The 20125-nt window shown below is 58.6% G+C and carries 21 protein-coding genes; 1 reads left to right on the top strand and 20 read right to left on the bottom strand.

Annotation, left to right across the window (positions count from 1 at the left end; all coding sequences use genetic code 11):
- Positions 1 to 17 precede the first annotated feature (17 nt).
- The 3 genes from ATU_RS02920 to ATU_RS02910 form a co-directional block, all read right to left on the bottom strand.
- Positions 18 to 1178 carry a carbohydrate ABC transporter permease gene (locus tag ATU_RS02920; RefSeq protein ID WP_010970998.1) on the bottom strand — a complete coding sequence of 387 codons (1161 nt, stop codon included), beginning with the start codon at positions 1176 to 1178 and terminating at the stop codon, positions 18 to 20.
- 1 nt (position 1179) lies between these two features.
- Positions 1180 to 2193, bottom strand: a complete 1014-nt coding sequence (locus ATU_RS02915; protein ID WP_035256252.1) for a carbohydrate ABC transporter permease — start codon at positions 2191 to 2193, stop codon at positions 1180 to 1182.
- Between the two features lie 155 nt (positions 2194 to 2348).
- Positions 2349 to 3710 carry an ABC transporter substrate-binding protein gene (locus ATU_RS02910; RefSeq protein WP_010970996.1) on the bottom strand — a complete coding sequence of 454 codons (1362 nt, stop codon included), beginning with the start codon at positions 3708 to 3710 and terminating at the stop codon, positions 2349 to 2351.
- Positions 3711 to 3987: 277 nt separating this feature from the next.
- Here ATU_RS02910 and ATU_RS02905 point away from each other — a divergent pair, with 277 nt between their 5' ends.
- A complete protein-coding gene (locus tag ATU_RS02905; protein WP_010970995.1) occupies positions 3988 to 5013 on the top strand; it encodes a LacI family DNA-binding transcriptional regulator in 1026 nt (341 codons plus the stop codon).
- A gap of 17 nt (positions 5014 to 5030) precedes the next feature.
- Here ATU_RS02905 and ATU_RS02900 read toward each other — a convergent pair whose 3' ends face one another.
- The 17 genes from ATU_RS02900 to rem form a co-directional block, all read right to left on the bottom strand.
- The gene (locus ATU_RS02900; protein WP_010970994.1) at positions 5031 to 5930 is read right to left on the bottom strand and encodes a bifunctional methylenetetrahydrofolate dehydrogenase/methenyltetrahydrofolate cyclohydrolase; all 900 of its coding nucleotides are present in this window, start codon (positions 5928 to 5930) and stop codon (positions 5031 to 5033) included.
- A gap of 77 nt (positions 5931 to 6007) precedes the next feature.
- On the bottom strand, positions 6008 to 7771 hold the full coding sequence (locus ATU_RS02895) for a GumC domain-containing protein (RefSeq protein WP_010970993.1): 1764 nt from the start codon (positions 7769 to 7771) through the stop codon (positions 6008 to 6010).
- 127 nt (positions 7772 to 7898) lie between these two features.
- Entirely contained in the window at positions 7899 to 8573 is a 675-nt protein-coding gene (locus tag ATU_RS02890) for a WecB/TagA/CpsF family glycosyltransferase (protein WP_010970992.1), read from the bottom strand.
- Positions 8574 to 8756: 183 nt separating this feature from the next.
- Positions 8757 to 9290, bottom strand: coding sequence for a flagellar basal body-associated FliL family protein (locus ATU_RS02885; protein ID WP_010972639.1), 534 nt, complete (start codon positions 9288 to 9290; stop codon positions 8757 to 8759).
- Positions 9290 to 9658 (bottom strand): hypothetical protein, encoded by a 369-nt coding sequence (locus ATU_RS02880; protein WP_010970991.1) that lies wholly within the window; start codon positions 9656 to 9658, stop codon positions 9290 to 9292. Before ATU_RS02880 ends, ATU_RS02885 begins: the two co-directional genes overlap by 1 nt.
- 29 nt (positions 9659 to 9687) lie before the next feature.
- The gene (locus ATU_RS02875) at positions 9688 to 10245 is read right to left on the bottom strand and encodes a rod-binding protein (protein WP_035256247.1); all 558 of its coding nucleotides are present in this window, start codon (positions 10243 to 10245) and stop codon (positions 9688 to 9690) included.
- A 112-nt stretch (positions 10246 to 10357) separates the two neighbouring features.
- Positions 10358 to 10777 (bottom strand): hypothetical protein, encoded by a 420-nt coding sequence (locus tag ATU_RS02870; protein WP_010970989.1) that lies wholly within the window; start codon positions 10775 to 10777, stop codon positions 10358 to 10360.
- Between the two features lie 15 nt (positions 10778 to 10792).
- A complete protein-coding gene (gene fliR / locus ATU_RS02865; protein WP_035256244.1) occupies positions 10793 to 11548 on the bottom strand; it encodes a flagellar biosynthetic protein FliR in 756 nt (251 codons plus the stop codon).
- Positions 11545 to 13632, bottom strand: coding sequence for a flagellar biosynthesis protein FlhA (gene flhA, locus ATU_RS02860; RefSeq protein WP_010970987.1), 2088 nt, complete (start codon positions 13630 to 13632; stop codon positions 11545 to 11547). The genes fliR and flhA overlap by 4 nt, the downstream gene beginning before the upstream one ends.
- A 157-nt stretch (positions 13633 to 13789) precedes the next feature.
- Positions 13790 to 14056 (bottom strand): flagellar biosynthetic protein FliQ, encoded by a 267-nt coding sequence (locus ATU_RS02855; protein WP_006313045.1) that lies wholly within the window; start codon positions 14054 to 14056, stop codon positions 13790 to 13792.
- A gap of 45 nt (positions 14057 to 14101) precedes the next feature.
- Positions 14102 to 14575, bottom strand: a complete 474-nt coding sequence (flgD, locus tag ATU_RS02850) for a flagellar hook assembly protein FlgD (protein ID WP_006313044.1) — start codon at positions 14573 to 14575, stop codon at positions 14102 to 14104.
- Positions 14566 to 15015, bottom strand: a complete 450-nt coding sequence (flbT, locus tag ATU_RS02845) for a flagellar biosynthesis repressor FlbT (RefSeq protein WP_006313043.1) — start codon at positions 15013 to 15015, stop codon at positions 14566 to 14568. The genes flgD and flbT overlap by 10 nt, the downstream gene beginning before the upstream one ends.
- A complete protein-coding gene (flaF, locus tag ATU_RS02840; RefSeq protein WP_006313042.1) occupies positions 15012 to 15356 on the bottom strand; it encodes a flagellar biosynthesis regulator FlaF in 345 nt (114 codons plus the stop codon). Before flaF ends, flbT begins: the two co-directional genes overlap by 4 nt.
- A gap of 34 nt (positions 15357 to 15390) precedes the next feature.
- Positions 15391 to 16494 (bottom strand): flagellar hook-associated family protein, encoded by a 1104-nt coding sequence (locus tag ATU_RS02835; protein ID WP_006313041.1) that lies wholly within the window; start codon positions 16492 to 16494, stop codon positions 15391 to 15393.
- 3 nt (positions 16495 to 16497) lie between these two features.
- On the bottom strand, positions 16498 to 17976 hold the full coding sequence (flgK, locus tag ATU_RS02830; protein ID WP_010970986.1) for a flagellar hook-associated protein FlgK: 1479 nt from the start codon (positions 17974 to 17976) through the stop codon (positions 16498 to 16500).
- A 22-nt stretch (positions 17977 to 17998) separates the two neighbouring features.
- The gene (locus ATU_RS02825; RefSeq protein ID WP_010970985.1) at positions 17999 to 19276 is read right to left on the bottom strand and encodes a flagellar hook protein FlgE; all 1278 of its coding nucleotides are present in this window, start codon (positions 19274 to 19276) and stop codon (positions 17999 to 18001) included.
- 105 nt (positions 19277 to 19381) lie between these two features.
- Entirely contained in the window at positions 19382 to 20053 is a 672-nt protein-coding gene (rem, locus tag ATU_RS02820; RefSeq protein ID WP_006313038.1) for a transcriptional activator Rem, read from the bottom strand.
- Positions 20054 to 20125: the final 72 nt, after the last annotated feature.

Here is a 20125-nt window from a genome sequence, read left to right as displayed (position 1 = left end):
GGGCGTTCATGGAATGATCAGCCTCCCTTGACGGAGCCCGCGAGCAGGCCACGCACGAGATAACGTTGAAGGGCGAAGAAGACGCCAAGCGGCACGATGATGGTGACAAAGGCCGAGGCGGTGAGGATCTCCCAATTGCCGCCGCGCGAGCCAAGCAGCGCGTTGAGCGCACCCGTCAGCACCAGCTCGTCCTTCTGCGTGCCGAGGAAAACCATGGCGACGAGCAGGTCGTTCCACGTCCAGAGGAACTGGAAGATGGCGAAGGAGGCGAGCGCCGGGAAGGACAGCGGCAGGATGATCTTGACGAAGATTTCGAAATCACTCGCGCCATCGACACGGGCACTTTCGATGATCTCTTTCGGCAGGCCGGAAATGTAGTTGCGCAGCAGATAGATGGCGAGCGGCAGGCCAAAGGCGGTATGCGCCAGCCAGATACCGGCATAGGTCTTGGACGGCACGCCGAAGATGGTGCCGATTTCGTTATAAAGCCGCAGAAGCGGGATGAGCGACATCTGCAATGGCACGACAATGAGGCCCACCACCATGGCGATCAGCAGATTACGGCCGGAAAAGTTCATCCATGACAGGGCATAGGCGGCGAAGGCGGCGATGAGGATCGGGATGACGGTTGCCGGAACCGCCACGGTCAGCGAGTTGACGAAGGACTGGCCGATGCCTTCCGAGGTCAGGACCGTGCGATAATTATCGAGCGTGAAGACGGGTGGCGTCGCGACGGAAATATAGACACGCTTGCCGCGCGAACCCTCGAAGCTTACAGCCTTGCTGTATTCGTAGGTGCCGTCTGAATTGACGAGAAGTGTCTCGCCATCACCGATATCGGCAGCCTCCCCGGCTTTGAAGGCCGTCGGCTCCTGTACGCGGACGCCGAACGCGGCTACCTTGCCACCCTGCCCGTTTTCGAAAACGTTGCCAGCTATGACATAGCGGCTGCCGTCCTGCTTCTGCACGGAAGCATCGGCAAGGCGAACCGCCGCCGTCTGTTCCGAGCTGGAGAAAGCCGTCCACCAGCCGGATACGGTGATTTGGTCCTTGTCGCGCAGCGAGCTGACGAGAATGCCGAGGGTGGGCAGCAGCCAGAGAAGCACGACGAGCAGAACACTGGCGTGGACGATGAGGCGCGGCAAGCCGACGCGGCGAAGACGTTTGATTATGTTCATCTCAGCGGCCCTCCATCTCGCGGTTTGCCTGGCGGATGTTCCAGACCATGATCGGGGTAACGGCCGCCATGATGATGAGCGCGATCACAGCACTTCGGCCGCTATCGCCTCCACCGCGGAACATCCAGTCGAACATGAGATTGGCGAGAACCATGGTGTTCCATTGGCCGTTGGTCATGGTCAGCACGATATCGAAGACCTTGAGCACGAGGATGGTAATGGTCGTCCAGACGACGGCGATGGTGCCCCAGATCTGTGGAACCATGATCTTCCAGAAAATCTGCCAGCCATTGGCGCCATCGATGACGGCCGCCTCGATGGTTTCTTCCGGAATGCCGCGCAACGCCGCCGACAGGATGACCATGGCGAAACCGGTCTGGATCCAGATGAGGATCACCATCAGGAAGAAATTGTTCCAGAAGGGCATGGAAATCCAAACCTCCGGGCTGCCGCCGAAAAATTCGACGACGGCGTTGAGGAGGCCGATCTGCACCTGGCCCTCGGCGCGGTATTCGTAGATGAACTTCCAGATGACCGACGCGCCGACAAAGGAGATCGCCATCGGCATGAAGACGATGGATTTGGCGATGTTGCCCCACCAGATGCGGTCGGTCATAACGGCAATGACGAGGCCGAAGAAGGTGCAGGCGGCCGGCACGACGGCCAGCCAGAGGATATTGTTGAAGATCGACTGGCGGAAACCGGCATCGAAGAAGGCCCAGCGATAATTGGCAAGGCCGACGAATTCAGCGCCGGTCCTATCATAGAAGGACAGGATCAGCGTGGCGATGACGGGATAGACCAGATAAACGAGCAGCAGGATCAGCGCCGGGCCGATGAAAAGCCACGGCCGAACGGCGGCACGTCGGTTGAGGTTGCGGGATGCGTGAATGACGTCTCCCGAGCGGACGGGAAAGATCATCTGCAACGCCTTATCGGATAGCCAATAATAGGCAGCGCAGGCAAAAACGCCGGCTACCATGACGCCGATGGCGGACACGAGTTGTTGAGCCATGTTCCCTCCCTTGATCCTCTCCGCGCCGCGCTGATTTATGCGGTCGTCGGGGCAGTTCCTTCAATGAGGCCCGGCAGCAAGCCGCCGGGCCTTTTTACCGCAGATCTTGATCGAAAAACCGCAGAACGGTTTTCCGGAATTTGCCTGGCCGATGGTTACTTCAGGCCGTCCCAAGCCTTCTGGATATCGGCGGCGACCTGATCGGCGGATTTGCCGCCGACGAAATCGATCATGCCGGTCCAGAATGCGCCAGCGCCGATCTTGCCGGGCATCAGGTCGGAGCCATCAAAACCGAAGGTCGTCGCCGTGGTCAGGATTTCACCCTGACGCTTCATCTGCTCATTGGCATAGGTGTCGACATTCACACCCTTATACGGTGTCAGGAAGCTGGACTGCGCCATCCACACTTCATGGGCAATCGGGGTTTTCAGGAATTCGACGAATGCCTTGGCAGCCGGCGCTTCCTTGGTGACGGTGACCAGAGTACCCGCGCCGAGAACCGGCTTGCCGAGTTCGGGCTTGGATGCGTAAGTCGGCATGTAGAAGAAATCCGCATCCGTCCCAACCTTGGTACCCTCAGGGAAGAAGGACGGGATGAACGATGCCTGATGGTGCAGGTAGCACTTCGGCGGAATGTCGAAGAGGCCCTTCGGGCTGTCGCGGAAGTCAGTGGAGGCCACGGCCGCAACGCCGCCGCTCACATATTTCTCGTTCTTGGCGAATTTGCCGAATTCGTTGATCGCCGCAACCACGGCCGGATCGGTGAATTTCACCTCGTTGGTCGTCCACTTCTGGTAGACATCAAGCGGCTGCGTGCGCAGCATCAGGTCTTCCACCCAGTCGGTTGCCGGCCAGCCGGTCGCGCCGCCGGAGCCAAGACCGATGCACCACGGCGTGCCGCCATCGGCGACGATCTGGTCCGTCAGCTTGAGCAGATCTTCCATGCTCTCGGGCACCTTGTAGCCCGCTTCCTCGAAGTTCTCAGGCACATACCAGACGAGCGACTTCACGTCGGCCTTAAAGGGGAAAGCGAAATAGGCCTTGTTGCCGTCCTTGCCCTTGTAGCTGCCGAGATCGACCCAGGATTTGCCAGCGCCGTAATTTTCCTCAACCCATTTGGCAGTGTCGTCGCCTAGCGGCACAAGGAAACCCTTGGCGGCGAGATCGGCCAGAAGGCCGGGCTGCGGCAGGATGGCGATATTGGGCGGGGAACCGGCCTGCGTATCGATGACGATCTGCTGCTCGTAATTTTCCGATGAAGAATAACGGACATTCACGCCCGTCGCATCGGCGAAATAGGCGAGCACCGACTGGAATAGCGCCTCGTCCTCGCCACGCCAGGGCCCGAAAATCGTCAGCGTCTGGCCTTTCAGGTCGGCATGGGCCGCCTTGAAGTCCTCGTAGCTTTTCCAGTTGAACTTGGCATCTGCGCCGGGTGCGAATTTCAGATCGGCAGCAAAGACCGAACCCGACAGCAGCACCATAGAGGCCGCCGTCGCCAAAAGAGTCTTCCGCATGTGATTTACCTCCCATCACATAAAAGGCTCAAAGCGTCCTCTTCCAATCAAAGCGCTTTGGCTACCTATTCATCTCATTGTCTTCGAGATGGAGTCAAGAGGCTCTTTTGGCAGAAACGCTGTGGCGCTGCGGTAAAAGTCGTATTTATTTCGAAAGGCGGCTATCATTTTCGATTGAGAAAAGCGGATGGGACTGGTAAAAATCTAAAGCGCTTTGGGAATGTGAGGAGTGGCTTTTAGCCTTTTCCTGAGCGCGCGCATGGAGGAAATGACAGACATGAACCTGAAACAGTTGTCGCAACTGCTGGGGATTTCGCAGACGACCATCAGCCGGGCGCTCAATGGCTATCCCGAGGTCAGCGCGGAAACCCGCCGCCGCGTCATGGAAGCGGCCGAAAAGACCGGTTATCGCCCGAACGCAGCGGCGCAGCGGCTGGCAACGGGCAAGGTCGGTTCCATCGGTCTTGTCATGCCCATCGGCGAGCACCACCGCTCCGACGTGCATTTCGGTGAGTTTCTGAGCGGTCTCGGCGAGGAAGCCTCGCGCAGCGGCTTTCATCTCGTCATCATGCCGACCGAACCCGAAAATGAGCGGGACGCGCTCCGGGGTCTGGCGGCGAGCGGCAGCGTCGACGGCATCTATCTCGCCTACATGAAAAATAACGACCCCCGCATCGCCATGATGCAGTCGCTCTCGCTGCCCTTCCTCGTGCATGGCCGCTCCGTCGGCGTGGAGGAGGATTATCCCTATCTCGACGTGGACAATGAAGGCGCCTTTCACGATGCGACCCAGCTTCTCCTGCAGCTTGGCCATACGCGCATCGGACTACTGAATGGCCCGGAAGGTTATGATTTCACCTACCGGCGCTGTCTCGGGGTGGAAAAGGCGCTGGCGGCCAATGGGCTTTCCCTGCACCCGGATAATAAACGGCATAGCAGCATGACGGATGAAGAAGGTTATCTCGGCATGGAGGCGCTGCTGTCACGCCCGGAAAAACCGACCGCCATTCTCTGCGCCAGTACGGCGCTGGCGCTCGGGGCAATCCGTTCGCTCAATCAGCGGGGGTTAAAGCCCGGCAGGGATATTTCGCTGATCGCCCATGACGACGTGCTGCCGCTTTTGAAGCCCGATAATTTTTCGGTGCCGCTGACCACCACACGCTCGTCGCTGAGGGCAGCCGGGGTGCGCGTGGGTCAGCGCCTGATCAATCGCATCAAGCTCAACCAGACGGAACCGCATCAGGAACTCTGGAAGGCGGAACTCGTGGTGCGCGCTTCGACGGGGCCGGCTCCGAAGGCGTAGCCGGCCGGTCAATTCAATCAGAACTTCGGCGCGGTCTTGCCGAGCGCACGATGGGCAGCGATGACGGTGTTGGCCATCAGCATGGCGATCGTCATCGGGCCGACACCGCCAGGCACCGGCGTGATGGCGGCGGCAACAGCGCTTGCCTCGTCAAAGGCGACATCGCCCACCAGTTTCGATTTGCCTTCGCCCTTTTCCGGTGCGGCAATGCGGTTGATGCCGACATCGATGACGGTTGCGCCGGGCTTTACCCAGTCGCCCTTCACCATCGCCGCGCGCCCGACCGCAGCCACGAGAATATCGGCCGTCTTGCAGACGGTGACAAGATCTTTGGTGCGCGAATGCGCCATGGTCACCGTGGCGTTGGCGTTCAGCAGGAGCTGGCCCATGGGCTTGCCGAACAGGTTCGAGCGGCCGATGACAACGGCGTTGAGGCCGGAAAGGTCATCACCGTGAATGCCACGCACAAGCAGCATGGCGCCAGCTGGCGTGCAGGAAATGAGACCGGTGGCGAGATCGCCGGTAGCGAGCTTGCCGGCATTCAGGACGCTGAGGCCATCGACATCCTTCTCGGGCAGGATCGACTGGATGATCTCATCCGAATTGAAATGTTTCGGCAGGGGCAGTTGTACCAGAATGCCGTGGATGGACGCATCGGTGTTCAGTTCGCCGACCAGCTTCAAGAGTGCCGCCTGCGTCGTTTCTTCCGGCAGCGTGTGCTGGATGGAGTTGAAACCGCATTGCTTCGCCATCTTGCTCTTGGAGTTCACGTAAGCGTGGCTGGCCGGATCATTTCCGACGATGACAACCGCGAGGCCGGGCTTCACGCCCTTCTCCGCCTCGAGCGCTTCTGCCGATTTGCGGACCGCCTCCGTTACCGAAGCCGCCTTCGCCTTCCCGTCAATCACAACTGCCATGCGTCCTGCTCCTGCTGGGTTACGTAGGCTCCGTATGGTGCCCTCTTGGCAGGAATGCAAGCTAAAATGCGGCGTTTTCAGGCTGTTTTGCGGTAGTCTTCCCGGTGATCCGCGTAATCGGCGAGACGCTCTCTCAGGAACGCCAATTCCCGTCGCAATTCCATCAGCTCCTCGGCTTCGGCCTGCGCATGATCGAAGCGTCCCGCAAGGGCTTCGGCCAGCAGCGGCGGCAGCCCTGATGATGCGGGGTCGACCGTTCTGACGGTGCGATTGCCCATCAGCACCTGCCGCACGCGTTCGTCCAGCGGCATATCGTCGGCATCATTGGCGGCTCCGCCGTAATAGTCGGCGAAGCTGTCCTCCTCCGCCTCGACAGTCGTTTCCGCAGCGACAGGCTGCAGGTCGTCAAATACGGCCGGTTCGATCTGTTCGAATTCGGAAAATTGTGGCGCTGCGACGGAGGGTGCCGGTTCCTTGCCGGTTTCGGCGGCCGAAACAGCCTCCTCCTCCTCGTCATGACGGCGATAGCTGAGCAGATAAAGGCTGCCCAGCAGGCCGAGCAACGCGCCGCCGCCCGCCAGCATGGCGGCCTGGGTCAGGTCGCGGGACAATTCGCCCGGTGCGGCCTTCTTCGCCAGGCGGGTTTCGAGGGCAGGCGTTGCCGAGGCGGTCAGGTCGCGGCGTTCGCTTGCCTCCAGATAGGTATTTCGCGCCGTTTCCAGCTCACTCTGCAATCTCGAGAATTCACCGGGCGCGACGCCGAGGGCATTCAGGCGGTCGAGATATGCCTTCTGCTCGCCCGTGGCGGTGGCGATCTCCTGATTGAGGCGCTTTTCATCCGCCCGCAGCCCGTCGAGCAACTGGCGCAGTGCCGGGGCGGCAAGTGCCTGCGCGGCATCAACGGCGTTCTGGGCGGCGATGCGGCGGGGGTGTTTCGGGCCGTAATCCACGGAAACACCGGCAAGCGCCATGCTGGCACTCGCCTGTTTTTGCCTGACATCCTCAAGTGCCGAAAACGCCGCGCCAGCTGGCAGCGGTTTGGAATACACGTCATTCGGCTTCAGGGCCAAAGCTGACGCCAGATCGGCCTGGAGGGATTGCTGTTGCCGGGTGGCGCGCGCCAGACTGTCGTTGACGTCACGCAATTGCTGTTCGAGCTGCTGCGCCTCGGTCATGACGGCGTCGCCATGGCGCATCTGGAAACCGTTTAGAGCCGCTTCCGCCTCGTCCAGCTTTTTCCGTGCTCTTTCCATCTCTCGCATCGCCGGTGTCATGGTACCGGCCTTGCCATCCGCCATCACGCGCATCGAAAGATAATCCGTCAGCCGCATAGCCATGTCAGGCGTCGCAGCCTTGGCGGTCACAACAAGCATATTTTCATCGGGGGTCAGTTCCAGCCGGATCGCTTCGCCCACGGCGCCATTCAGCGCCTCACGCGGGGAGACCACGCGCGCATGCGCACCCGTCAGGAGATCAACAAGCAGGCCAAGCTCGCCCTGATTACGAACGCCGATCATATCGGCGGGTTTCAGCTTCAGATCGGCGGTTACCCGCTCAAGCCCGGAGGGCGAAAGCAGGGTCCGCCGCGCCATTGCCAGAAAACGGGACGCATCCGGGGCGTCGTATCCAGTCTGGGTAACCTCGATCCGGGCCTGCGACACATAACCGCGAAAACCGGAATCGATGAGCAGCAGCGGAATAGCAGCGCCGGCGAACGTTGCCGCCGCGACGCAGCCTGCCGTCAGCAACCGCAGACAATGCCTGCGCCACTGCGACACGGGCGCAGAGACATCATCCCCCTCGGGGCGGATCGCGATCATATCCGGATTGTCATCAACCATCTGAAGCCGTCTGCCGCCATCGGTGCCGCCCGCAACGGGCGACTGTCAAAACCTTACGAGAGGTTAAAGGATCGTGGCAAACAAATGGTTAACACGCCGCTTCAAGGCATGATATCGGCCCTTGATATCAGCTCTTGCCGAGCGCGATGTGCCAGGGTTCGGCACAAAGGCTGTAGAGCCAGCTCATATGCAGCTTGCGGAAAATGTCCGGCATACCCGCCACTTCTGAGGACAGGACCTTGAACAGGGGCCCGACTGCAATGGTGACACGCGCATCCTCACGGCTGACGCTGCGGTGCAGCCATGTCTCCTGATTTTCCTTGAGCATTCCTGCCAGGAGCACATCCACCTTCACGCCGGCCGCGTCCCGGTTCAGCATGACGAAGTCGTGCCATGGCGCATGGGCACGCAGCCGGGCAAGCACTTCACCGATCTGCGCCGCATCGTCGCCCGCCACGCCGATGCGTTTCGGCACAGCCATGTAGGTCAGAAGCGCCATGGTGAAGGCAACGCCATCGATGGTGGCGGGCAGAGGCTCGCCATGTTCGGCCCGCGCGGCGGCTTTCATGCCCTTGCCCTGCGGCAGAAGCAGGCAGCTTTCCAGAATTTGCCGATAGGCATTATCCTTGAGTGACAACTTTGTCTTCTCGATGGTCAGGAAGGAGAGCATCGTGTGCCCTTCACAGGCCGAAGCCTTGCCGCTGACCAGTTCCAGCGCGCCATTCCAGTCGAGATCACAGACGCGCAGCCCGTGGATATTCCGTTGCAATCCCCGGCGCGTAACACCTGACGCGAAATTCATTGCCGACCCCCAAATGCCAAACCGATCGCCACCGGCCCGGCGGATGGCCTGCGGGGCGGTGGTTCATGAGTTTGTTATACAGGTGCAGGTTGAATTTAACTTGAAAGCAATCTCTCGAATGCTCGTGAATGGAGCAAGAGATGATTAACCAGAGCGTGCCGTTTCGCCGCCGCTCCCTCTCCGTCAGTGGCTGGGTGCCGCAGCCTCTCCTGCTTCGGCTTTCTCGCCCTCGACGAGTTTGACAGAGTGGGGCGAACCATTGCCCTTCTGCTCGCGGATGTCGGCTTTCGACAGGTAATCGAGCTGCTCGATCAGCACGTCCTCGACGACCTCGTCATCGAGCCTCTTGTTCAACCCTTCGCGGATGCGCTGCTTGAAGGCTTCGGGATCGAAGGTGGAGATATTGGCAATGTTGACCATGGAAGAACCCGCCAGAAGCGTGAACAGTTCATCGGTCATCAGCTGTGTTGCCGGCAGTTCGATCTTCGCCATCTTGGCCTTGTCGACGCGCAGCGAAATCCGGCTGAGGAAATAGCCGTTCACTCCACCATCATTGATGACGGGGATCGTGATGCTTTCGCCCTTGACCAGTTGCAGATCAGCCTTTTTTGCCCCCGCCTCATCCGGCGCCGGCGCCGTCGCCATCTGGACGGAGAAATACACCGCGCCGAGCGTGACGGCGCAAACCCAGACGCCGGTGAGAAGAAGCTTCAACATCAGGAGGCTGCGCCGTAAAGGAATTGTTCCTGGGAATAGGTGCCGTCCGTATCGGCTTCCTGAATAGCGTTCTTGAGCAGATCCGCGACAGCGCGAACCGCGTTCAGATGCGCCTCGACGCGGGTGGCATTGGTGGCGAGCTTGGACTTGATGCCCTTCACCTGCTCCATGTAACCGGCGGCGATATCTTCGTGCGGTGTATCGCGGACCAGCATCGTCAGTTCATAAAGGCAACGGCTCTTATGGGCATTGGAGACCTTGAAGTCGAACTGCGGGTCCTTACCGATATTGTCGTTCTCATTGTCGATGATCATCTCGAGGCGGCCGAGAACGGATTGGATACGGTGGTCGTTCGACATAAGGTCCATGCTTGTCTCCTCGTTAAGGTTTTTCATTCTCAAGCCTCGTCCGTTTTATCATTGGAAACGCCGAGGACCTGCCGCTCGAACTCCGCCACCATCCGAATTGCAGCATTGTGGTCTTTGTCATTCATCGACACGTCGGTAATGCCTTTGCTTTCGGCTTTCCGCAGCGCATCCTTGTAAGCCTGCTCCGCAATGCCGACGCCGCCATTTCTGGAAATAGTGTCGGCAAACTGTTCCGCCATCATGCTCTTCCAGATTTCGCCGGCATTACCCTTGCCGTAAACTTCCTCGCTGTCTTTCGGCAGCATGTTGGCAACGAAGGTCTGGAGAACCGAGGCTTCATATTTGCGATATGTTTCGGGAATCTCGGTGCGTGCCGAGCGAATATTGGTATCGCCAAGGCCGGCCTTCGAGGAGGCACCGTCAAGCATATCGACGGCAGCACCAAAGCCCTTGCCGGCATCGGCCAGACTGGTTGCGGCAAAAGCCGCCTTGTTTGCCTTCAGTTTTTCCTGGGCAACCTGCACTTCCTGCGGGTCCGCCGCACGAACCACATCCATCACCAGATCGCTTATAACCGATATCGCCACGTCCCGAACTCCCGAGCTGACGAACGTGCCGGAGGAAAGCCGACGCGTTCACTCAATCAAGAAGCATCGCGAACGGTGTATTTCAGACGCCCGCGATGCAACAACGGGAAGACTATGGATCGCCAACCTTGCTGGAGGCTGGTGTGTGGGAAACATTCGTAATTTCTAACAAATCGTAGATTGCATTATCACCCGCCTCGCGATCCTCGAGATCGCGGGCAATATGCATCCTGTCCTCCAGCCTGTCAGCCTTGGTCTTTTCCTTCAGAACCTTGTTTTCCTGAAACTGCTGAACGCCTTCGAGCTGGCGGTCCTGGACGACCAGGCGGCTGTAGCGGTCCGAATAATGCTTGGAGAAGGTCTGATGCACCGGTTCCATGGAACTCATGGCCTCAAACGTGCTCTCCATGGATTGCGCCACTTCGCTGCGCACGCGAGTGGTATCGGCCAGTTCCACCTCGGCCATTTTTTCCATATGCCGCTGGACCGTTACCAGACGCTTGAGCTTTTCCGAGCGCTTGTCCGAAGCCATGGCGTTTCCTCCCGATCAAAAGCCGATAAAGACCGGGCCGAACCCATCCACGAATTGCCGGATGAGGGCCGCGACCGACAAATAAAGCATGAAAAGACCACCCGCCAGAACGAAGGGTGTCGATATGAAGAAGACCGGGATTTGCGGCGCCAGCTTGTTGATGAGACCGACCGCGACGTTGAACATCAGGCCGTAAATAACAAAGGGGCTCGCCAGCCGCAGCATGATCGAAAAGGACGCCCTGAGCGTATCCGTCAGCGTGATCAGCATCTTCTGTCCGCTGATGAGCGCACCGACCGGTGTGGCGCTATAGGAATCGACCAGCGCCTTCAGGACGATGTGGTGGAAATCCATCATGAACAGCACCAGCAGGCCACCGAAGGTGATGAAATTGGCGATCTGGTTTTCCTGCACGTCTTCGATGGGATCGGCACCGCCGGGCGCACTGAGGCCGATGGAAGCGCCGATGAGCGCACCGGTGAACTGGAAACCGAGCGTATAGAAACGGGCGATCAGCCCATACATTGCGCCGATGAGAACCTCGGAGAAGATGAGGCCAACGACCGCGCCCTGGCTCGCACCGGAAACCTTTGGGTAGATGGTGTCCCACAGGACGGGCAGAAGCGCCATGGATACCGCTACACAGAGAAGCATGCGAATCTGCGGCGAGATGCGCGAACTTGAAAAGCCCGGCATGGTCATGAAGCAGGCGCCTATGCGGCAGATGGCAAGGAACAATGCAATGATTGTTCCCTGCGGGTCGGTTATCATGAAATGGCGCCCAGAATCTTGATCTCGAGACCCTTGGCCAGTTCCACATGTGAAAGAACCGGCAGGGTCGCAAAGAGTCGCTCGATAATCATGCGCACATAGGACCGCGTTTCCGGCGAGGTTACAAGGACAAAGGGCAGCCCGCGATCCATGAATTCACGGATAACTTTCGATGCCTGCTCGGAAAACTCCTCGAGATGGCGCGGATCGATGTCAAATTCGACGATTTCGCCCTTCTGGTCGCGTTTCAGCGCCTGATGGAAGACCATGTCCCACTTGTTGCCGAGTCGCAGGACGCGCAGCACGCCATTGTCGGCAAGGTCGCCGCAGAGCTGCTGCGACATGCGAACGCGGACATGTTCGACGATCTGCTCGGTCTTGCGCACATGCGGTGCGAGTTCTGCCACCGCTTCCAAAATGAGATGCAGGTTGCGGATCGATACGCGCTCGGCCAGCAGCAACTTCAGCACCGCCTGCAGGCCGGAATAGGACATGTGCGACGAACAAATCTCGTCAGCCAGCTTCTTGTATTCGGGATCAAGCCTGTCGATGAGGATCTTGACGTCCTTGTAGGACAGAAGCTGCGGCAGATTGTTGCGGATAACCTCGCTCAGATGCGTCAGCACGACAGAGACGTTATCGATCGGGTGGAAGCCTTCGCGCTTCAGATCCTCGGTAAAGGTCTCGAGGATCGAGACGGCCGGCATGCCGAAAGCGGGTTCGCGGATTTCATCACCTGGGATGCTCGGCTTGCGCCCTGCCCCCGTCACGACCAGCACATCGCCGACGCGCAGGTTGCTGGACGCGATCGTCGTGCCGTGGACGCGGATCTGATAGGCCTTTTCCGGGATCATGATGTCGTCGGAGACCTTGATCTCCGGCACCACAAAGCCATATTGCGTGGCGAATTTCTTGCGCATCTTGCCGACGCGGAAGGCCAGTTCCTGATGCGCGCCGAGAAGGCGGGTGGAAACCTGCTTGCCGAGCGCGAGCTCGATCTCGGCGGTCTTCAGCACCTGCTTGACGGAATCCTTTTCCGCCTCGGTGGTCTGGAGAACCTTGTTTTCCTCTTCCTGGCGGCGAAGCGCGCTTTCGGCTTCGGCCTGGCGCGGAATATACCAGCTGCCAAAGGCCATGATGCCGCCGAGGAAAATGAAGGGCACGAAGGGAAGGCCCGGAATGACGGCGAGCAGACCCATCAGCATGGCCGAGACCATCAAAGCGCGGGGATAACCGCTCAGCTGATTGATGACGGCCTGATCCGTCGATCCGGCTGTGCCACCGCGCGACACCAGAAGGCCGGCCGCCAGCGATACGATCAGGGCCGGGATCTGCGAGACGATACCATCACCGACCGAAAGCTTGACGAAAACATCGGCCGCTTCGCCGATCGGCATGCCGTGGCGGAAATAACCGATGATGATGCCGCCGAAAACGTTGATCGCGGTGATGATGAGGCCGGCGATCGCGTCGCCGCGGACGAATTTCGAGGCACCGTCCATCGAACCGAAGAAAGAGCTTTCTTCTTCCAGTTCCCGGCGGCGACGCTGCGCTTCCTTTTCATCGATGATGCCGGCGGACAGATCCGCATCGATCGACATCTGCTTGCCGGGGATGGCGTCTAGGGTGAAGCGCGCGCCGACTTCGGCGATACGCGTCGCACCCTTGGTGATGACGATGAAGTTGACCGTGATCAGGATCAGGAAGACGATGAGACCGATGACGAAGTCACCGGACATGACGAGGCTGGAGAAACCCGCGATCACGCCACCTGCCGCCGTCGGCCCCTCGTTACCATGCGAAAGGATGACACGCGTCGTCGCAATGTTCAGCGACAGACGGATCATTGTGGCAATCAGCAGCACGGTCGGGAATGACGAGAAGTCCAGCGGGCGCTGGATCCAGAGCGCCACCATGAGGATGAGGACCGAAAGCGCAATCGAGAACGCCAGACCGATGTCCACCAGCATGACCGGAATAGGCAGAAACAGAACGCAAAGGATCGAAATGATGCCCAATGCGAAACCGATATCCCGCATGCTCGGACTGACCTTGGGCAAGGAGATGACTGGTGGCTGCGCCATGAATTCGTCCTGTCTCTTCATGAGAAGGGCGACGGAAAAGCCGTCGCACGGTTCCGGGCATCGGTTTTCGAAAAGCGAACGCAATTCGGGCCGATGCCTTCAGCCTATCCCTAGCCGCTGAAGCTTGCGCGAGGATGGCATCCGAAGAAAACGGGGGTCAGAAGCCCGACTGGATACGGGAAAAGACGAGGTTGGAAAAAAGCACGATCTGCGCGCCCACAAAGGGGGCGGCGACACCGAGGACGATCATGATCGTCACAATCTTTGGAACGAAGGTCAGCGTCATTTCCTGAACCTGAGTCAGGGCCTGAATGAAGGCGATGGCGACACCGACGATCATGGCGGCCAGAACCGCCGGACCGGCCGCGACGAGAACAGTCCAGACTGCCGCCTGCATGATATCAAGCGCATCGGCCTCGTTCATCGTCGCATCCTTGTTTTATAGAGGCGGCATCATGCCGCCTCACTATCAGGAACCGGCCGAGTTGTTCGAATCAGCCGTCGTTTCGTCAGATTTAGTCGTGATTGGGCCGTTGGAGAAGACCACGCCGGCCTGTAGCAGCACTTTATCACCGGCTTCCGTCACGGCGACGATGCCGTCGGAGAAGACCTGCACTTCCTTCACCACGCCGGTGACCTTGTCATCGGCGCTCATGACGGTCTTGCCGACAAGATCGGACGCGCGCGTCAGGGCTTCCGCCTGCAGCATGCTCTTCAGGTGGGTGTTGGTCTTGATCGTCTGCTCGACCTGCGAGAAGCTTGCCAGCTGCGACATCTGCTGGCCCGCATCCATCGGGCTGGTTGGGTCCTGGTTCTTCATCTGGGCGATGAGGAGCTTCAGGAAGCTGTCATAGTTCAGCGAGGCCGCATTCTTGTCACTGCTGCTCGCCCCGGCATTGGCCCAGGGGTTAGCGGCTGCCGAGTTGACTGCATCTACCGCCATGGTGCGATCTCCTTACGAATCTGTTCGATCGTTGCCGGGGTCATTTCCTGATTGCTGAGGATTTTTTCCTCGATCGTGTAGAGACCGCGAATGGCCTTCAGCGCTTCGAAAGCCTTGCCGGAGGCAACCAGCCCGTCGATCCGCTTCAGTTCCGCCAGAATCTCGTCATGCTGGAAGCAATTGAGCAGCATGCTCACGGACTTGCGGAACATGTTGGTGGATTGCTCGCGCCCTTCCGGGTTGATGAGGATCATCTGCGCGATGAAATAAAGCTGCCGGAGCGGCGTCGTCGCCTGGTCGGGCTGCAGAACGTGGTTTTCAAGCAGGAACGTGACATCGTTCAGGAATTCCAGCGCCACCTTGCGATCCACACGCAGAACCGCGCCGTTGATGAAAATCTTTTCGCCCGATTTCAGCGAGATTCGAAGTGTACTTTTCATTTCAGTCCATCCCTGATGATGGTTGTCACGTCAATTATGCCCTGGAAATTCGTCGACTGACGTTTCCGGATCAGTTCGCACTCTTTCAAAATCCAGATCGCGATGGAAATCAGATTGGCTCTCAGTTCCATGGCCAGCTGGTTGTCGGGTTGCTTGAGATCCTCAATGAAGCGGATCCAGACCCGTCGAGTGTAAAAAAGTGCTTCGATCGAGTGGCGCTGCGAAGAGGAGTCCCTTGCCTCCACCAGAAGGTCGATCGATTTTGTCAACGCCTGCCGCTCGCGATCTTTCGCGTTGGCGACACCATCCTCCATGATTTCGGCGTAGGAAAACTGGTACATTCATGTATCCTTTATCTGCCGCCACCCCTGTTCATCAGAGGTAGTTTACCAGACTCATTTTTTGCAGACGCGACGTCAGGCTGTATGCTATCTCAATCTGCTGCTGCAGCAGGTCGAGACGGGTTTTCGCCTCGTAGGTATCGATCCCCTCAATATCCAGCAGATGTGTTTCGATGATCTTCTTCTGGGCCTCCAGCGAATCATTGGCTTTTGAAACACGGCTTTCGGAAAGACCGAGCTGGCTTTGCTGCTGGTTCAGACCATTGATGGCGGTGCCGATATTCGTCACCGACTTCATGGCGACCATTTCGCGGATGCCGCTGTCCACCTTCGGATCAAGGAACGTCATCGACGTCATCGCGGTCAGTGCGAAATAGCGCATACCCTGCGAGTTGCTGTTGCTGGACGTTTCCACGATCTCGTTCTGGCTGATACGGCTCGTCATGTTGGTGTTGCTCGCTTTCGAACCGAAGGTCGTCCAGAAATCGTAGTTCTGGCCGGCCGTCAGGCTGGTGTGCGGCGGGTTCGTGACGGTGGTCGTGCCTTTAAAGACGCCTTCGATATGCGTCATGAAGCCTTCGACCTGCGTTTTCGACAGGCTTGCGAAATCGCCGACCGGCGGCGTCTGCGCCGCCATGAACGCGTTCAGTTCCGTCTCATAGGCCGCTTTCAGCGGAGAACCATCCGCGAAATAGTCATCGACGGGCTTCACATCCGTATTGATGCCGGAAAACAGAAACTCGCCATTGACCGCCGTATTGGCGAAGCTGGTGAAGTTGTTGAACGCATTCGAGATGGTCTGGGAGACCGTCGTCAGCGTCGGTGCTTCACTGCTGGTGTTGGGGACCAGCACCTTCTGGATTTCCTGCGCGGCTTTCGCCATGCCGTCCAGCGCCGTCTGCGAGGACTTGAGGCGTTGCGTCGCAATCGAATTGACGCTGACCAGCGAGGAGATGCGGTCGATGTCGCGATTGAGATCGAGGCTGCGGGCGGTATTGGCGCCCAGCGTCAGACCGAGATCGGCATGCTTGCCCGTCGTCAGCTCGGTATTGAGATTGGTCATCTCAAGCTGAGCCTTCAGGATGGTGCTGCGCATGCTGTTCTGCATTGCCAGCGATGAAATGAAGGACGTTTTCATCGTTTACCTCACCATGTCCATCAGCGACTTGAGCATCTCGTCGACGGTGGTCACAAGTTTCGTGGCGGCCTTGTAGGATTGTTCGATATCCATGAGCAGCGACAGCTCCTCATCCAGGCTGACCGCCGTATTATTCGAGTAAGACTTGGCGGAGCGCTCATAAAGCGCGCCTTTTGCTTCGTTTGCCGAAGTCGCACCGGAACGTTCCTGTTCAAGCCACCCCATCGAGTTGGTGCCGTATTTCAGGATGCTGGTATTCGTATCGATACGTGTCGACGCGGCAAAATTCATGGGCGCGTCAAAAGCAGTGACATAGCTGCGGATCAGGGCGGAAAAACCGGTTCCCCCCGAAGTTGCGGTGTTTATGACGTAATCGGTACCGTTGATGCCGCCATCACGCAACAATTCCGGATTGCCACCTTTGGAAATAATTAACGCCGGGTTGACGGTAATGCTGGCTGCGAGCCCGGGAGAGACAACTCCGTCTGGCGGAATGGTCGTCGCGGCCGGCGAGCCGTAGGTGAACAAGCCCGGCATGTTCGGCAGGCCGCTGGTCGGGTCTGCCGGCTTTTCCGCAAACATGGTGATGAGACCACGCGCGATTTCGTCGAGCTGGCTCTGCATCGTCGGCGCCAGATCGTCGCGAACCTGCATCAGGCCCTGCAGCGAACCCGCAGCCGTGGTATTGGTGCCAGTGCCGGCCTTCAGCGCCACGCCATCGATGTAAATCGCGTTGCCCGTGGTCGTTGCGTCGTAACCCGGCTGCGTCTTGAAGGTCACGCTGCGCGGCACAATCTCGAACAGCGTCGCGCCGTCAGTCGTGTAAAGCGCGACATCGTTGTTGGGGCGATTGACGACATTGATGCCGACGATGGAGGAAATGTCCTTCAGAAGCGTCTCGCGCTGATCGAGCGCATCGCTCGCATCACCGCCGATCGCTGTCTGCGCCTTGACCTCGTTGTTGGCTTCTTCGAACTTCGCAAGCAGTCCGTTCAGCTTGTCGACCTGGAGGGACATCTCCTTGTCGGCGCGCAGGCGCATCCCCTGCAGTTCGGACGAAGCGTTGTTGAGCGAACTGGCGACATCCGAAGCCGAAGTAACGGCCGTCGCTGCCAGCGCCGCATCACTCGGCTTTGCCGCGTAGCCGTCCAGGCTCTTGAGCAGTTCTTTCATATAGTTGGCTGGCGAACTCTCGTAATTGTTGCCGCCAAAAATGCTCTTTATTTCCTCGAGACCGCTCAGAACGGAGCTCTGGCCGGAAGCAAGAGAAGAGCTGGAGATAGTCTGTCGAAGAAGACTTTCATTCTGGGCACGGCCATTGGAGACGATACTCGCTCCGGCCATGGTCGTGCCGAGAATGGCGGTTCGCTTGACGTAGTTCGCATTACCGACATTGGCAATGTTTTTCGAAGTAACGTCGGTCTGCTTACCTGTGTTATTGAAAATCGATTGCGCAGTATTCATTGCTGACGTGAGCGACATTCATCTGTCCTCGTGAGAAGTATTATCTCTTCAGATTGATCAGGACGTCCATCAAATCCGATCCAGTCTGGAAGACTTTCGAATTCGCTGTGTATATACGCTGGGATTCAATCATATCGGTGAGTTCGCTGGCGATATCGACGTTCGAACCTTCCAGCGCACCCTTCTGGATGTAACCAAAGCTGCCCGATTGCGGGAAGCCAATGGTAACGACACCCGAGTCGTTGCTCGGCAGATAGACGTTGCCGTTCTGCGGGGTCAGATTGTCGACGCTCGGCACCGTGGCCAGCGCCAGCTGGTAGATGTTGCGGCGACCGCCATCCTGATAGACCGCCGTCACCAGACCATCCTTGCCGATCTCGACATCCTTGATCTGGCTCGGACCGTTACCGTTCAGCACCGCGGTGCCGGGCGTGAACTTTGCCGAGAACTGCGTCATCTGCGACAGGTCGATATTGATCGCTTGCGGCACGCCGCTGACCTGATCGTCAATGGTGATCGACTTGGGAGACGCAGTCGTGAGCTTGTTGGTGGCAGGATCGAATTCCAAGTCCACCTTTGTCTGAACAAGATTAGCTGCAGGGGTTGCCGTGTAAGGGAAACCGCCATTCGTCGACTGATCCTGACGATAAACCGCTACTTCCCAGGTATTGTCGCCGGTCTTGGTGTAGTAGAAATCGTAGAGTACCTTTGCGCCGCCGCTGTCGAATGCCGTCAACGACGTCTTGTTGCCAAACGCCGCAGTCGCGGAGTTTCCGCTCGGAAGCGGTGCCGTTGCGGCCTTATCATCGCGATTAAGATTGGCCGGGAAGCTGCCCTGTGTGGAGGGCGACGCTGTCAGGCCGAAATTATTGACATTAATGGCTTCAAGACCCGTGAAGCCATTGACGACGGCCGCAGGCGGGTTGGAACCGTAGGGGTAGCCCATCAGCTGGAAGCCAGCAGCGTTCTCCAGATAACCTTCCGAATTTTTCTGGAAGGAACCGGCGCGGGTGAGATAAGGCGTGCCCGACCCATCCTGAACCACGAAGAAACCGTTGCCCTGAATGGCAAGGTCCGTGCTCGAGGTGGTGTAGGAGAGGTTGCCCTGCTCCGAAATGCTGTAGCGAACGTTGGACTGCACGCCGCCGGAAGCATAGCTGCCCGACGACGAGGGCAGAACGAGCGAAGAGAACGACGTCGATGCGCGCTTGTAGCCGGTGGTGCTTGCGTTGGCGATGTTGTCGCCCACAGTGCCCAGCTTGTTCGCCTGCGCATTCATGCCGGACACACCGGTTCGCATAGTGCCGAAAATACTCATTCAAAAACCCTCGTGGTCATCTTTCAGGGAGAAGGTAAAGCGTTTGGCTTGCGTGAAGCTGTCTGAAATACCGCGTTTGAAAAAGACCACGCGGGTCAATGAAAATCATTGCCAATCAATGCTGTAGCCGAGGAACCGCTTGGAATCGACCGGATCGTAGCCAAGCTTCTTGCGCAGCTTCTTGCGCAGCTTGCTGATGTGGCTTTCAACGACGTTTTCTTCGACGTCATCATCGAAGATGCCGTAGATGGCATTGAAAATCTGCGACTTGGAAACGCGACGTCCGCGATTGGCAATCAGATATTCAAGGATGCGACGCTCGCGGCGCGGCAAGGCAAAGACTTCGCCGCAAACTTCAGGATCGCGACCATCGGAGAAAACCCGGATCGGTCCTGCATCGGTGAAGTTCGAGATGACCTGCAGCCGGCGGCGGATGGCCGCCGCACGCGCAAGGATTTCACGGGGGTGAACCGGCTTGCGCACGACATCATCGACGCCGCTGTCGAACAGCGCGAGCGTTGCTTCCAGCGAGGGCTGGTCGCTGACCGCGATGACAGGTGCCGTCGTGCGATCCCTGATCGCCTTCGGCAACGAAAAGCTCCGGTCGCCCTGGCCGATCAGGAAGGCCTCCACGGCCGCCAGATCGCTGTCTGCCGCCGTCGAGACCCATTCCCCGAACTCAACCGGATCGAACCCGGTCGAGGGGATGCCCTCACGCCCAAATAGAGATGTATAGCCGTCTTTAACGAGCTCGCGCTCATCAACCACTACGATCATTCGTCCGCCTCCGAATCAGTGTGGTGTTTTCCAATGAGGCATTGGTACGAATCGGGGGATTCACGAACAACT

The sequence above is a fragment of the Agrobacterium fabrum str. C58 genome, assembly GCF_000092025.1.
In the GTDB taxonomy this organism is placed as follows: Bacteria; Pseudomonadota; Alphaproteobacteria; order Rhizobiales; family Rhizobiaceae; genus Agrobacterium; species Agrobacterium fabrum.
Note: the sequence above shows the minus strand (reverse complement) of the source record. Positions and strands in the feature narration are given on the sequence as shown.